12 protein-coding genes are annotated in these 14,195 nt (G+C 41.9%); 8 read left to right on the top strand and 4 right to left on the bottom strand.

The features are described from left to right. The first annotated feature begins 117 nt into the window (after positions 1 to 117). The 4 genes from CWC28_RS17790 to CWC28_RS17775 all read left to right on the top strand — a co-directional run bounded on the left by CWC28_RS17790 (position 118) and on the right by CWC28_RS17775 (position 8,015). A complete protein-coding gene (locus tag CWC28_RS17790) occupies positions 118 to 774 on the top strand; it encodes a CatA-like O-acetyltransferase (RefSeq protein WP_138625534.1) in 657 nt (218 codons plus the stop codon). 131 nt (positions 775 to 905) lie between these two features. Continuing rightward, positions 906 to 3,812, top strand: a complete 2,907-nt coding sequence (locus CWC28_RS17785) for a ligand-binding sensor domain-containing diguanylate cyclase (protein WP_138625533.1) — start codon at positions 906 to 908, stop codon at positions 3,810 to 3,812. A gap of 89 nt (positions 3,813 to 3,901) precedes the next feature. Then, complete coding sequence (locus CWC28_RS17780) at positions 3,902 to 4,726, top strand: M90 family metallopeptidase (protein ID WP_138625532.1); 825 nt, start codon at positions 3,902 to 3,904, stop codon at positions 4,724 to 4,726. Positions 4,727 to 4,832: 106 nt separating this feature from the next. Next, entirely contained in the window at positions 4,833 to 8,015 is a 3,183-nt protein-coding gene (locus tag CWC28_RS17775) for an amidohydrolase family protein (RefSeq protein ID WP_063706008.1), read from the top strand. Positions 8,016 to 8,070: 55 nt separating this feature from the next. Here CWC28_RS17775 and CWC28_RS17770 read toward each other — a convergent pair whose 3' ends face one another. Then, positions 8,071 to 8,613, bottom strand: a complete 543-nt coding sequence (locus CWC28_RS17770) for a TetR/AcrR family transcriptional regulator (protein ID WP_063706006.1) — start codon at positions 8,611 to 8,613, stop codon at positions 8,071 to 8,073. A gap of 99 nt (positions 8,614 to 8,712) precedes the next feature. Here CWC28_RS17770 and CWC28_RS17765 point away from each other — a divergent pair, with 99 nt between their 5' ends. Beyond that, positions 8,713 to 9,189, top strand: coding sequence for an HPP family protein (locus CWC28_RS17765; RefSeq protein ID WP_063706003.1), 477 nt, complete (start codon positions 8,713 to 8,715; stop codon positions 9,187 to 9,189). A gap of 31 nt (positions 9,190 to 9,220) precedes the next feature. Here CWC28_RS17765 and CWC28_RS17760 read toward each other — a convergent pair whose 3' ends face one another. Next, positions 9,221 to 9,598, bottom strand: coding sequence for a hypothetical protein (locus tag CWC28_RS17760; RefSeq protein ID WP_063706001.1), 378 nt, complete (start codon positions 9,596 to 9,598; stop codon positions 9,221 to 9,223). A gap of 150 nt (positions 9,599 to 9,748) precedes the next feature. Here CWC28_RS17760 and CWC28_RS17755 point away from each other — a divergent pair, with 150 nt between their 5' ends. After that, positions 9,749 to 10,501, top strand: coding sequence for a Nif3-like dinuclear metal center hexameric protein (locus CWC28_RS17755; RefSeq protein ID WP_063705999.1), 753 nt, complete (start codon positions 9,749 to 9,751; stop codon positions 10,499 to 10,501). 6 nt (positions 10,502 to 10,507) lie between these two features. Here the strand turns inward: CWC28_RS17755 and CWC28_RS17750 are convergent, their stop codons facing one another. Both CWC28_RS17750 and CWC28_RS17745 read right to left on the bottom strand, forming a co-directional pair. After that, positions 10,508 to 11,272 (bottom strand): YdcF family protein, encoded by a 765-nt coding sequence (locus CWC28_RS17750; RefSeq protein WP_063705997.1) that lies wholly within the window; start codon positions 11,270 to 11,272, stop codon positions 10,508 to 10,510. Between the two features lie 55 nt (positions 11,273 to 11,327). Next, positions 11,328 to 12,215, bottom strand: coding sequence for a LysR substrate-binding domain-containing protein (locus tag CWC28_RS17745; protein WP_054551603.1), 888 nt, complete (start codon positions 12,213 to 12,215; stop codon positions 11,328 to 11,330). 362 nt (positions 12,216 to 12,577) lie between these two features. On the opposite strand from CWC28_RS17745, the gene CWC28_RS17740 reads away from it, so the two are divergent. After that, on the top strand, positions 12,578 to 13,222 hold the full coding sequence (locus CWC28_RS17740; protein ID WP_234003520.1) for a dienelactone hydrolase family protein: 645 nt from the start codon (positions 12,578 to 12,580) through the stop codon (positions 13,220 to 13,222). A gap of 2 nt (positions 13,223 to 13,224) precedes the next feature. Next, on the top strand, positions 13,225 to 14,055 hold the full coding sequence (locus CWC28_RS17735; RefSeq protein WP_063705992.1) for an alpha/beta hydrolase: 831 nt from the start codon (positions 13,225 to 13,227) through the stop codon (positions 14,053 to 14,055). Positions 14,056 to 14,195 lie beyond the last annotated feature (140 nt).

Below are 14,195 nucleotides of genomic sequence, written 5' to 3'. Positions count from 1 at the left end.
CTAATAAAGTATCAGCCCACGCAGAACGCACCTTTTTTGTCTCTGTTATTTATCGCAACAAAATGACGAAGGCTCACTATCTCGGTACACTCGGTTTTTAAATCTCGAGGACGCCTAATGAAAACTCAGCCTTGTGAAATAACCCCAATCAATCTTGATACTTGGCCTCGTAAACAGCATTTCGCTTTTTTCAACGAATTTTCTCTGCCATATTTTAATGTGTGTGTTTCCCTCGACATGGCAGCTCTCTACAACAAGTGCAAAGCAGAACCTTATTCGTTCTTTCACAGCTATGTTTATCTAACGCTTGAAGCATGTCATGAGTATGCGCCAATGCGCCAACGTATCATTGATTCTTTACCCGTACAGTTGTCATCTGTGCGTGGCAGTGTGGTAGAGTTGGCAGAAGATGAAACATTCCGCTTTAGTTATTTTGAAAAACAAGCGTCGATGGCAGACTTTTCAAAACATGCCAATGAAGTGGGAAATGCGAGTAAAGCAAAACCATTTTTTTCTGATGCATTTGCTGCAACAGAAGGGCAGCCTGATCTTATTCATATCTCAGTGCTTCCATGGTTAAACTTTACTGGGTTTGCCCACGCAGTGAGTGAGGGGCATGGCCTTGGTATTCCTAAGTTTGTGTTTGGTCAGTATGACTCACAAACTGGCAAAATGCCGCTCTCAATTGATGTGCATCATGCCTTAATGGATGGTTTGCATGTAGCGAGATTTGTGAAAATTTTGCAAGAAAAAATTGCGAATTTTTGTAATTGATTGTTGCTAAATGTCATTAAAGTGAGTAAAAATTGCAACTAATGTAGTATTATCTGAAGTTAGGGATGACTTTGGCTTCACAGAGCTACATCACTGAATAGAACGATAATAAATATCAGGGTTTTAGTTTTATGGTGCGGGTAGTTAGTTGTATTTTTCTTTTCTTTTGTTTCAGCGCTTTTGCAGATTCTGCACGTCTCTCTCTGAGTGATTATTTTACCGAGACTTGGAGTACGCGCGCTGGCCTTCCTCACAATAGTATTAATGGTGTCACGCAAACCAAAGATGGATATATCTGGATAGCGACTTGGGAAGGACTTGCTCGTTTTAATGGTCGCGAGTTTAAACTCTTTACTCGAACCGAAATTCCTGGCTTACCTGATTCTGGCCTACGCAGCCTTATTGCAATGGAAAATGGCGATTTATATATCGTGGGTGCTCGTGGTGGCATTGCGCTTCGCTCACAAGGGGGGTGGCGAGCATTACCAAGTTCATCAGCCATGGTTAATCATGCACTTGTTACTGAACAAGGTGAGCTTTGGCTGGCACTTGAAGGGCAAGGTATTGTTTACCGCGCTTCTGAAACTGCCACTGAACAAAAACTGCTTGATAAGCTAAGCGCGTACCGTCTTTTACAAGACAAAACAGGCGTGATTTGGGCTGCCACCAGTGATGGTCTTTATCAAATAAATGATATGCAAGTCAGTAAGATCAGTGAAGACTCTGGGCTCCCTAATGCCTCTGTGTTTACCTTATTACTTACTCAGTCGGGCACTTTAATTGTCGGCACTGAAAAAGGAGCATGGCAAAAACAAAACGAAAAGTTTGTTGCTATTAACCCTGTGCTTAATAACGAATCAATTGCCAGCTTACTAGAAGATGCGCAGGGCGATTTGTGGTTTGGCACCATCAATAAAGGGGTGTTCAGACTCAGCAGTTTAGGCCTTGAAAACTTAGCCGCAGACGATGGCTTACCCAACAACCGTATTTTATCTTTACTACAAGACCGCGAAAAAAGTATTTGGGTTGGTACAAATGCGGGATTATTTCGCTTGCGTGAAGCGCCATTTACAAACTGGAGTCAAAGCCGTGGGCTTGCATCTAACTATGTGCGTACCGTGTTATCACATTCTGATGGCAGCTTATGGGTGGGCAGTAGTAATGGCTTAAATCGTATTGAAAATGGCAAGCTCACCACCCTTATTCAAGCTTATGAAAAAGATCCGCTATCCGTATTAAGTTTAACTGAAGATAAGCAGGGTGGAGTATGGGTTGGTACTTACACTGCCGGTTTAATGAAAGTGGTCAATGGGCAAATTTATCCCGTAAAAAACCGCAGTAATGGCCTGATCAGCAACGAAGTTCGCGCTGTGTTTTTTGATAAAGCGGATAACTTATGGATTGGCACCGCCGGTGGTTTAACCAAAATAGACCCTGCTGGGCAAACTGAATTATTCACCACCGAAGATGGCTTAATTGGTGATTTTATTATGGCCCTTGTTGAGGATGACCATAGCAGGTTATGGGTCGGCACGGGAGTGGGGGTGTCCATTTATGACCCAGCTACTAAGCAATTTAAAACTCTCGAGTTTCCAAAGCAGTTCAGTACTGAGTATGCATTCGGCTTTTACTTAGATGGCGATAAAATGTGGCTTGCAACCGATAGAGGCCTTGTTCGTTACAATCTCAGTACAGATAAAATGAGCTTGTTTGGTCGAGATCAAGGTTTACCGGTTGATAAGCTGTTCCAAGTGATTGAGCAAGGTGACTCATTATGGTTGACCAGTAACCGCGGTGTTATTCAGGTGAACAAAGCTCAGTTAGTTGCGCTTTTAGATAACCCTGAAAAAGTTCAACCAATGAGTGTTTCGATGCAGCTTTATGATGAAGGCGATGGCATGCTAAGCGCGCAAGCAAATGGCGGTTCAAACCCGGCTGCTGTGCTTCATTCAGATGGTCAAGTATGGGTTGCAACAGCCAAAGGCGTCGCTATTGCGACACCAGAACGCTTAAAAGAAGCCAGTAAACGCCGTTTATCGACCGTTATTGAAAGCTTTGAAGTCGATGGCAAACCCATGACTTTACCAGTTGGCAATGAGGTGTTGAGCTTACCTGCTGGGGTTTCTCGTGTTTCGTTTAATTACGCAGGGCTTAGTTTTATCATGCCGGGGCGGTTAAACTACCAAACTCAATTAAGTGGTTACAACCAACAATGGGTAGACCGGGGACGTTTGGCCATTACCGAATACACCAATTTACCGCCAGGTGACTATACCTTTAAAGTGCGCGCTGGGTATCCAAATAGTGATTGGCAAAATAATGAGCAAGTACTGCGATTTAAAATTGCCCCTTATTTTTGGCAAAAAACCAGCTTTAAGTTATTTATCTTAGTTGCCGTGCTCTTTACTGCTTATGTGATTTATAAGTATCGTCTATATCATTACAAGCGCATTGAAATTGAGTTAACTGAAAAAGTTGAACAGCAAATGCATGATTTGCAAACGCAAGCGGATGCCTTTGCTCATTTAGCGAATCATGACCAATTAACGCAATTACCGAACAGACGTGCCTTTGATATGTGGTTGTCTGAAAACTTTAATCAGTTTCAACGTGATAATAAAACACTCAGTATTGCGATTATGGATATTGATCACTTCAAACTGATTAATGACAATTTCTCGCACTTGATTGGTGATAAAGTAATTTGTGAAATTGCTCGTTTGCTGCGTATGAATTTCCCTGATGAAGGCTATGCGGCGCGTTGGGGCGGTGAAGAATTTACCCTGTTGTTCCCTTACAAAAACGCTGAAGAAGCCGCCAGACTGTGCGAAATTATCCGTTTAGAGATAGCGGGTTACGATTTCTCAGAATTAGCGCAAGGACTCTCTGTGACGGTGAGTTTTGGTGTGGCGGATAATACGCAAGTTGCTGATTATGACCGCTTGCTATCACATGCTGACAACGCTTTATACAATGCAAAGAATAACGGTCGAAACCAAATTTTTATTTATAATCAAGGCTGTATTGCGCTTGATTAATCAGCGTTAAAATAAAAATGTGTGTAAACAATTGATCTTTTTTTGTTTGCACACATTAAAGTATCAAGATTGTTTTTTAGGCGATAGTAATGCTTAACCTAGTTTTGATACTTTTTTTAATAATTTTTGTTGTGTGTTACTGGCGCTGGGACGACATTCGTAATCACTTTTGGCAGAAAAAATACCTCAATAATACCCTCAATGCTCAGCAAAAAAATTTGTTGTTAAATTATATGCCCATCTATCGAAAGATGACGGATGCCGACCGCGAAAAGCTAGAACGTCATATCGTTTGGTTTTTAAATGAAAAACGTTTTATTGGCTGTGATGGCCTTGAGCTTAATGATGCAATGAAGTTGATTGTAGCAGCCGATGCCTGTGTTTTAGTGCTCAATAAACCGTGGCCATTGTATCGTAATGTAAAAGAGATCCTGTTATACCCAAGCGCGTATTATGCTCCGCAAACCTCCCGCGATAATGCTGGGCTGGTCAGTTATCACAATACCATTCGCCAAGGTGAATCATGGCCGGGTGGAACCTTGGTATTGAGCTGGCATGATGTACTTGAGGGGAACCGCTTGCCAAGCGATGGTCATAATCTAGTGTTTCACGAATTTGCCCATCAGCTCGACCAAGAAACAGGCAAAACCACAGGCACGCCAATGCTTGCGAGTAATGAAGATTATCAAAAGTGGGCAAAAGTATTTAGCCGCGCCTTTAATCAACTCAAAACCCATTTAGCTTATGGCATGCCGCATGTTATTCATAGTTATGGCGCGACCAACGAGGCAGAATTTTTTGCTGTTATTACAGAAACCTTTTTAGAAAAACCCGCCGAACTCAGGCAGTTTGACCCTGAAATTTATCATTTACTGGTTGGCTTTTATCAGTTTGATCCGATTGCGTGGCATTAGTCGACTATTTACGTTTGTTTAACACGAATTGCTGGAATCTTGCTATGCTATTTGGTGCAATCCTAAAAGTGTGCATATAAGCAAAACAATAATAAGTGAGATTTCAATGAAGAAAATGCTTCATACAGTGCTGGCTGTATCGATTTCACTTGCTCTTACAGGGCAAGTAGCAGCAGAGCAAGCAAATGATGACAAATGGCAGGTGGACGCACCTAAAGGGCAATTCCTAGACGCTAAAATTAGTGTTGAGCAGGGCACGTGGATGAACGTAGATATTAGCCCTGATGGTAAAACAGTGGTGTTTGACCTACTCGGCGATATTTATACAATGCCAATGTCAGGTGGCACTGCAACGCAATTAACCAGTGATATTGCATGGCAAATGCAACCACGCTTTAGCCCCGATGGTAAGCACATTGCATTCACTTCAGACCAAGGTGGCGGCGACAACATTTGGGTTATGGATTTAAATGGCGAAAACCAAAAAGCAGTCACGAACGAAACATTTCGTTTGTTAAATAGTCCTGCTTGGAGTCCTGATGGCGACTACTTAGTAGCACGTAAGCACTTTACGGCAAGCCGCTCTTTAGGCGCTGGTGAAGTATGGCTTTACCACAAAGCGGGTGGTAAAGGTGTACAGCTAACTGCACGTGAAAACGACCAAAAAGACTTAGGCGAGCCGATGTTCTCACCTGATGGTCGTTATGTTTATTTTTCGCATGATGCAACGCCGGGTAAAACATTCCATTACTCCAAAGATTCTGTAGCGGGCATTTATAAAATTAAACGCTACGACCGTGAAACCGGCGAGATTGAAACTATCATTGATGGCATGGGTGGGGCTATTCGACCGACACCTTCACCAGATGGTAAAAAACTTGCGTATATCAAGCGCGATGATTTCCAAACAAGCTTGTACTTATATGATCTTCATACTGGTGAGCATACCAAGCTGTATGGCGAGCTTGAGCGCGACATGCAAGAGACATGGGCTATCCATGGTGTATACCCAACAATTGCTTGGACACCAGATAACGAACAACTGGTCTTTTGGGCGGGTGGGTCAATTCATAAGCTAGACGTGGATGATAAGTCTGTCTCGACTATTCCATTTAAAGTTGAAACTAATAAGCAAATTCAAAAAGCCGTGCGTTTTACACAAAACATTGATAGCGATAATTTTGATGTGAAAATGCTGCGTAATGTACAAATTTCACCAGATGGTGAAACGGCTATTTTTGAAGCGCTTGGTCATATCTATAAGCGTGATTTAGAGTCTGGCAAAGTAAAGCGTCTGACTAAGCAAGACGACCACTTTGAATTATTCCCGCAATTCTCTCGTGATGGTAAGAAGATTGTTTACACCACATGGGATGATAACGAGCAGGGCTCGGTACGTGTTGTGTCTGCACGCGGTGGCCGTGGCGATACCCTTACCAAAGAGCCAGGTAAATACGTAGAGCCAACATTTAGCCCAGATGGTAAAACAGTTGTTTACCGTAAAGCATCCGGCGGCAGTATTCTTAACCCAACATGGTCACTAGAGCCGGGTATTTACTCTGTAAGTGCCAAAGGCGGTGATTCAACACTTATCACTAAATCAGGTTATCAGCCGCAGTTTGGTGCAGCAAACGACCGTATTTATGTGATGAGCCCTTGGCCAAAACCAACATTGAGCGTTGTTGAGCTTGAATCAAAACAAGTTCGCAAACTTTATGAATCAGAACATGCAACAGAGTTTAGAGTATCACCAGATGGTGAGTACTTAGCGTTTGCAGAGCGTTTTAAGGTATTTGTTACGCCATTTGTTGAGCGTGGCAAAACCATTAATATTGGCCCGAAAGATAGCCAATTCCCAATTGAGCAGCTTTCTGTTCGCGCAGGTGAAAACATCAGCTGGAGTGGCACAAGCGATAAACTTTATTGGAGCTTAGGTCCTGAGTTATATCATGCAAGCCTAGCGGGTTTATTTGATATTAACCAAAATGCAGAGACTGATTTTAAAGTTAAAAGTGGCGATAACATTGGTTTTACAAAAACCATGGCGGAGCCTAAATCAGTATTTGCATTAACTGGCGCACGCATTATCACCATGAACGGTGAGCAGGTCATTGAAAACGGCGTTATTGTTACTGATGGTAAGCATATTAAAGCGGTTGGTAGTAAAGACAGTGTTGCTATTCCTAAAGGCGCAGAAGTAATTGATGTAACTGGTAAGACGATTATGCCGGGTATTGTTGATGCGCATGCTCACGGCTCGCAAGGTAGCGATGAGATCATTCCACAGCAAAATTGGAAGAACTTAGCGGGCTTAGCGTTAGGCGTGACAACGATTCACGATCCATCAAACGACACCACTGAGATTTTTGCTGCAAGCGAAATGCAAAAAGCGGGCATGATTGTCGCTCCTCGTATTTTCTCAACGGGTACCATTTTATATGGTGCGAATATGCCAGGTTATACATCACATATTGATTCGTTAGAAGATGCTAAGTTCCATCTTGAGCGCTTAAAGAAAGTGGGCGCGTTTAGCGTTAAATCCTATAACCAACCACGCCGTGAACAGCGCCAGCAAGTTATTGAAGCAGGTCGTGAACTTGAAATGATGGTTGTGCCAGAAGGCGGTTCATTACTGCAGCACAACTTAACTATGGTCGTTGATGGTCATACGGGTATTGAACACTCAATTCCTGTTGCCAATATTTACGATGATATTCGCCAGCTTTGGTCTCAAAGTGACGTAGGTTACACGCCAACTCTGGGTGTTGCATACGGTGGTATTTGGGGTGAAAATTATTGGTACGACAAGACGGATGTGTGGAATCACCCACGCTTAAGTAAGTTTGTACCAAAGAATCAGCTTTTACCTCGTTCAATGCGTCGTGTTAAGGCTCCCGATCATCACTATAACCACTTTAACAATGCGCGTGTTGCCAAAGAGCTGCAAGACTTAGGTGTTTTAGTAAACCTAGGTGCTCATGGTCAACGTGAGGGTTTAGCGGCACATTGGGAAATTTGGATGTTTGCGCAAGGTGGTATGACACCACTTCAAGCAATTCGTGCAGCAACGTTAGATCCTGCTAAATACATTGGTCTTGATAACAACATAGGTTCTCTTGAGCCGGGTAAACTTGCCGATTTAATCGTTATTGACGGTAACCCGCTAACTAACATTCGTGATACAGATAAAATAGATTACACCATGATCAATGGTCGTTTATTTGATGCTGCCACCATGAACGAAGTGGGTGAGAAAAAACGCGAAAAGTTATTTTTTGAAGAAATTTAACAAAGCGGAAATCTAAACTGAAAGCGGCCATAGTGCCGCTTTTTTTATAATTTATTTATTGCTTTAAATGAGGAAACTGTTTAATTCCTACTAGTTTTGCTTGGCAGATCATGCCTTCTACAAGCGTCATCAAATAGTGGCTCTGTGAGTCGAGCTGCGAGCTTTCCATGTTTTCACACGCTGATAAGCGCCGTATTATTAACTGCTGGACTGCCAATTTATGCTCTTTGCAGGCTTGATTAATCGAGCTGGCAGGATCAGCAAACTCAGCGGCAGTATTGATAAATAAACAGCCATTGAAATCACCTAATTCAGTTACTTCAGAGTTAAACCAAGCTTCATGGCAGCTGATCAACGCTACTTTTAACTCTTCAAGCCTTGTTACCTTGCTGGTGGCATGCGTTAACCAATTTAAAAATCGGGTATGACGCTCACTAAGGCACGCGAGTATCAATTCATCCTTACTTGCGAAATGGTGGTACATGGTTTTTTTGGCGACACCGGCCACACTAATAATTTCGTTTATTCCCACACTATGAATGCCTTTATGATAAAAAAGTGACAGGGCGGTCAAAATAATATGTGTTCGTTTATCCATAACAAGATCTCAATTGGCGATTAATGATAGCTTGACAGAAGTAGACCGAGTTGTCTACCATTTGCGAGGTAGACAATTCGGTCTACTTTGGGAGGTGTAATGGATAATAAAGTAACTAAAGCGGCAATCGCGGGTGTGTTTGCTTGTATGGCAATTTTTGTGTTGGCCTATTTACAGCAACTAGGACATTACGGTGTGTGGTTGATGGCACCGTTTGGTGCAACTGCCGTGTTGGTATTTGGTGTGCCACACAGTCCGCTTGCGCAAGCGAAAAATGTTATTGGTGGGCATCTTTTGACTGCATTAATCGGTGTTGTATTTGTAAATTATGTCGGTGTAGGGCCTGTTGAAATTTCTATAGCAACAGGACTGGCAATTAGCTTAATGATGTTGACAGATACCGTACATCCAGCGGCAGGCGCAAACCCAATTTTGATAATGCAATCTATGCAAAGCTGGGATTTTTTAGTGATGCCCGTATTAATCGGTACGGTATTTATTGTGTTGTTTGGCTGCTTTAGTCAATGGATTATAACGAGCCAAGTGAATACCCATAAAAAAACCGCTAACGAGTAGCGGTTTTTTAAAATGAATGAGTGCAATTAAATTACACAACACCACGCGGTAAACGACAATCGTGGTCTTTTTCAGCTAGGTTAACAATCCAAAGCTCTTCAGCTTTGTAACCATCATCGTTTGCTGTAACAACAGTAAACGGTGCTTTCTTAGCTGTTTTAGCTGGTGCAGCGGTTTTAGTTTTGGTTTTTTTCGCTGGTGCTTTTGGTGCTTCTTCTGCTTTAGGCTCAGCTGTTTTACCAGAAGTGAGCTCTTCAGTCAGCGCTGCAACATCAGCAAGGCGCAAGTTTTTGCCACCATCGATGCTATACCAACCAGGTTTTGTAGTGATTTCAGGTTTCTTACCATTCGCTGCTTCGTATGCTGCTTCGAAGGCATTTAACACTTCTGTTTTGTCTAGTTTGCTCATCAGAGACCCTATACGTTGTAAACACAGATTAAGAATATATATTTATACCTATTTTCAGCTTACTTTTCAATTTTTTGCGATTTTCCTTCCATTTTTCACCCATAAACGCCAAAATTTGCACAAAATAAAGGGTTGAAGGACGATTTCCATATGCAACGCAAACAATTTACTCAATTATTAAACGACATTCTTAAACCTGATTCAATCGCTGATTTTTGTCCAAATGGCTTACAAGTTGAAGGGGCGAGTGAAGTAAAAAAAATAGTGACAGGTGTCACAGCAAGCCAAGCATTGATTGATGCTGCGATTGCAGAAAATGCAGATACGATTCTGGTGCATCATGGCTATTTCTGGAAAGGCGAGTCGCAGCCAATCACGGGGATGAAAAAGCGCCGTATTGCTGCGCTTTTAAATAATGATATTAACTTATATGGCTATCATTTACCGTTAGATATACACCCTGAAATTGGTAATAACGCGCAACTGGCAAAGTTACTTGATATTGAATTCACTGCTGGGCTTGAATCTGGTCCAAATAGTGTGCCGGTAAAAGGGCGCTTAAAAACCCCATTAAGTGGTGAAGAGTTTGCCGACAAAATTACCCAAGTACTTAATCGTGCACCATTAACAAGCTTGGTAAGAAAAGAGAAAATCGACACCATCGCTTGGTGCACCGGTGGCGGACAAGGGTATATTGATTTAGCGGCAGCCCAAGGGATTGATGCTTATCTCACTGGTGAGGCTTCTGAACAAACAATTCATAGTTCACGCGAGCAAGGTATCGATTTTTTTGCAGCAGGGCACCATGCGACTGAGCGGTATGGCATTAAAGCCTTAGGCGAGCTTTTAGCTGAGCAGCATGGTTTTGATGTAACGTTTATCGATATCGACAATCCAGTCTGATTAAGTCTACAGCGCCTCTGGATCAATCCAGCGGCGCACACTCACCCAAGCACTGCCAATTTTCTCATGCGCTACTCTGGTCACTGCAACAAGTACATCGTCATCAGGTATAAACTGCTTATATGTTGGATACTGACTAAAATCTTGAAAGTCGGTTGCCGCTGGGATCACGTCAACACCTTGTGCATTAAATAAGTCTTTCGCTCGCGGCATGTGGCTCGCTGAGGTGACAAGCGCTGTTTTTCTATCGACTAAATAAATGGCAAGTCGCTGCGCCTCTTCTGCGGTGTCCATGGCGAGAGGATTTTGTTTAATTCTCGATGCTGAGATACCAAGCGCTTTTGCTGTCTCAAACATGAGCTGGCTATTGGTAGCATTAGCAAAGCCGCCTCCTGATACATAGAGGGTGGCATTTGGGTAGTGGTGGGCAAGTTTAACACCTTCAAGTAATCGAGCAAGCGCACAATCGCCTAACTGGTGGTTTGCTTGAAGGCGCGAGTTGGGCATTATAGAGCAGCCAAGTACCACTATATTATCAAGTTTAGGGTGTTTTGCTTGGTTAAATTGCCATGCAGGGTTATTGCTTGCAGCTATCAGTGACTGGCCAATATATGGTGTGCTTATCAGCATTAAAGTTAAAATGCTAACAAAGCCAAAATAGAGTGCTTTGCGTTTATGGGCAATGGCTAAAAATACCATCACTAAAGTAAGCAGCCCGAGCAACGGCAGGGGCATTAATAAAGAGCCAATGATCTTTTTAATTTCAAACATGTATCAACATTATTGTCTGTAACAGATGCAGCTATGTTAGTTATTTTGCCTTGTTTTAGCGACCGTTATTTTGCTTACACGTATTTAAAAAGTGGCGATAAACTGGGTTATCTTTCATATTCTTTTTCATCGCTAAATACATAGGGCGAGTAAGGCCTAGTGCACCTAACGGAATAGACTTAATGAGCCCCTGGCTTTCATAAGGGGTGACTAGCCAGTCTGGTAATGCTGCAACACCCATACCTGCACTCACTAATTGAAATATCAATAAGCCTTGGTCAACCGTTTTAAGCGTGCCATCAAAGCGTGCATTTTGAATAAAATGTTTAAAGATATCTTGGCGCTCACGCGGAATAGGGTACGAAATAATTGTTTCGTTTTTTAAATCAAGGGCGGTGACATAGGCTTTTTTTGCCAACTCATGATCCGGTGCGACTATCAGCTTTAATTTAAAATCAAATAGGTGAGCATACTCAAGCTGATCGGGTTCACGAATATCAGAAGTCAGCACTAGATCTAATTCATCATTAATTAAATCTGGAATGGCGTCGTAACTAAAGCCGCGCTCGTAATCAATTTTAATATCTGGCCAAAAGTTATTAAATTCTTTGATGGTTGGGAGCAACCAATGAAAGCAGGCATGACACTCAACACTTAAACGTAAATTTGAAATTGGCTGATTAAGGCTTTCTTTTAAACGACACTTTGTCGCTTCAACTCGTGGCAACACCTCATTGGCGAGCTCAAGAAGTAGCATACCTTGCGGAGTAAAACGCACAGGCTGTGTCTTACGCTCGAATAGTTGGCAATCTAACTTATTCTCAAGATCTTTAATTTGATGCGATAAAGCCGATTGAGTTAAAAATAACTCACGGGCGGTATTGACCAAAGAGCCTGTTTCTTTGAGGGTCGCTATGGTTTTTAGGTGCTTTATATCAATCATCTTTAAAAAATCTCATGAAAAATGTGAGTCCAACTCAGATTACGAACATACTACGCCTTAGAATTTGTTTTTTCAACGTCTAGACGTCTAAAAGTGATGGTTATTTTATCTTCTTTTTTACAATACGCCCTTTTATAATTAATTGACAGCGTTGTCATAAAATTATTTGCAGGTTGATTCTGAAATTCCATGAATTTACCTCAAGTTGAAACTTGCTGTTTTAAATGTTTTTAAGCATCTGGTCATTAATTTAATCCTGGATTCTAATGACTAAAAATAGGGCTGACTTTTCACTAAGGTATTATTTTTTAACATGTTAGTATCTTCTAATGAGTGTATTGTGATTTTTTAAAGGGATGCTTGTGTTACGAACTGTACTTTTACTCTGGGCTTGTTGGGTTTTGCCTGCTTTTGCGGGCACTATTTACAGTCAGTTTCCGACAGAAATTGACCCACATGGTCACTATGTTTTTTATTCACATGGTTTTATTGTCGAAGGGACAAACCCTAAGCCTGTTCACAAAACCTTTGGGGTGTATGATTTTATTGCTGTAAAAGAAGCATTGGCAGATGAGAGCTATCATTTAATTGCCTATCACAGGCCAAAAGACACTGAACCTTTTGTGTTTGCGAAAAAGCTCGCTGCAGATGTAGAAGCATTGATCAGTGCCGGTGTTGCTGAGTCGAACATTAGTTTAGTTGGTTTTTCACGGGGCGGGGCATTATCGATACTGGCAGCCAATGAACTTAAACGCACACATATCAACTTAATTATATTGGCAGGGTGTGCAGGCCTTATAAAAAATCACACATCAGTTAAGGCCTACGGCAAGGTGTATTCTATCTTTGAGCGCTCAGATCAGGTTGGCTCTTGCCAATTTTTAGTTGATAGAAGTGACGTAACTAAGTTCGAAGAAATAAGCATCAACACAGGCCTCTCCCATGGTGCATTTTATAGGCCAAAAGATGAGTGGCTGCTACCAATTAAGAAGTGGTTAAAGGATTAACTATGCCTTATATATTGCTCGTTTTTGTGACCAGTGTTTTGGGCGTGAGCTCTGTAAGCCATGCTGAGCCATTTACTCTGCCGCGCACTAATACTGTGTTGCTTAAAGATAAACAAACCGAAAACGAATACCCCATTACTATTAAATTGCCACGTAGCTACCAAAAACAAAACCAGAAGCGCTACCCAGTTGTTTATCTGCTAGATGCAAACTACAGTTTACCGATTGCCTCTGGTGCTAGTCGCTTTATGATGAATTCGGGGGCTATAGAAGAGGTAATTATCGTTGCAGTAGGATACCAAAATGGTGTGTCAGGGCTTAATAGTCGTATTTATGACTACACGCCGTTTGAAGATAGCAGTTGGCAGCGTAAAACGGGCGGAGCAAGCCAGTATCTAAACTATCTAAAACATACCGTAGTGCCATACATTAAGGCTCACTACAGAACAAATCAAAAAAGTACACTAGTTGGTAACTCGCTTGGTGGTTTATTTGCAGCCTTCACCTTATTTACTGAGCCTTCGCTTTTTTCAAGTTACATTATCGGCAGTCCTTCAGTGTGGTTTAAAGAAAACTCAATATTAGCTATGGCTGTAAAACCAGCTGTCAACACAACAAAAGTTTACATCGCAGTGGGTGAACTTGAAGAAAGTGAAGGTGAAAAAATGGTGTCGGGTGCGAGGCAATTAGCAGATAAAGTTAATAAACAAAGCGGCGCGCTGGTCACAACAAATTTATTTGTTATCCCTCAGGCACGCCATGCAACTGCATTCCCAACAACGATTACCCAAGCCTTAGACTGGATTTACCAGGTTAATACCAACCCGCAATAATACTTAATCATTTTGAGGGATCAAACCTGTCGCTAACTGCGTTAAAAATTTCTCATTTAGAACAACTAAATAACGAAATTTTTGCCTTGCTATCAACGAGGTTTTATTGCCTCAAAATAGACTACTTAATTAAGCGGGTT

Source organism: Pseudoalteromonas sp. S4492, from assembly GCF_005886115.1.
Classification (GTDB): domain Bacteria; phylum Pseudomonadota; class Gammaproteobacteria; order Enterobacterales; family Alteromonadaceae; genus Pseudoalteromonas; species Pseudoalteromonas gelatinilytica.
The sequence above is the reverse complement of the archived record's forward strand: the minus strand, read 5'-3'. Positions and strand labels throughout refer to the sequence as shown.

Bases quoted from the DNA above. Each gene is read 5' to 3' on its own strand.
- CWC28_RS17790 (WP_138625534.1), top strand. From the start codon at position 118: ATGAAAACTCAGCCTTGTGAAATAACCCCAATCAATCTTGATACTTGG.
- CWC28_RS17780 (WP_138625532.1), top strand. From the start codon at position 3,902: ATGCTTAACCTAGTTTTGATACTTTTTTTAATAATTTTTGTTGTGTGT.
- CWC28_RS17785 (WP_138625533.1), top strand. From the start codon at position 906: ATGGTGCGGGTAGTTAGTTGTATTTTTCTTTTCTTTTGTTTCAGCGCT.
- CWC28_RS17735 (WP_063705992.1), top strand. From the start codon at position 13,225: ATGCCTTATATATTGCTCGTTTTTGTGACCAGTGTTTTGGGCGTGAGC.
- CWC28_RS17755 (WP_063705999.1), top strand. From the start codon at position 9,749: ATGCAACGCAAACAATTTACTCAATTATTAAACGACATTCTTAAACCT.
- CWC28_RS17770 (WP_063706006.1), bottom strand. From the start codon at position 8,613: ATGGATAAACGAACACATATTATTTTGACCGCCCTGTCACTTTTTTAT.
- CWC28_RS17750 (WP_063705997.1), bottom strand. From the start codon at position 11,272: ATGTTTGAAATTAAAAAGATCATTGGCTCTTTATTAATGCCCCTGCCG.
- CWC28_RS17765 (WP_063706003.1), top strand. From the start codon at position 8,713: ATGGATAATAAAGTAACTAAAGCGGCAATCGCGGGTGTGTTTGCTTGT.
- CWC28_RS17745 (WP_054551603.1), bottom strand. From the start codon at position 12,215: ATGATTGATATAAAGCACCTAAAAACCATAGCGACCCTCAAAGAAACA.
- CWC28_RS17760 (WP_063706001.1), bottom strand. From the start codon at position 9,598: ATGAGCAAACTAGACAAAACAGAAGTGTTAAATGCCTTCGAAGCAGCA.
- CWC28_RS17775 (WP_063706008.1), top strand. From the start codon at position 4,833: ATGAAGAAAATGCTTCATACAGTGCTGGCTGTATCGATTTCACTTGCT.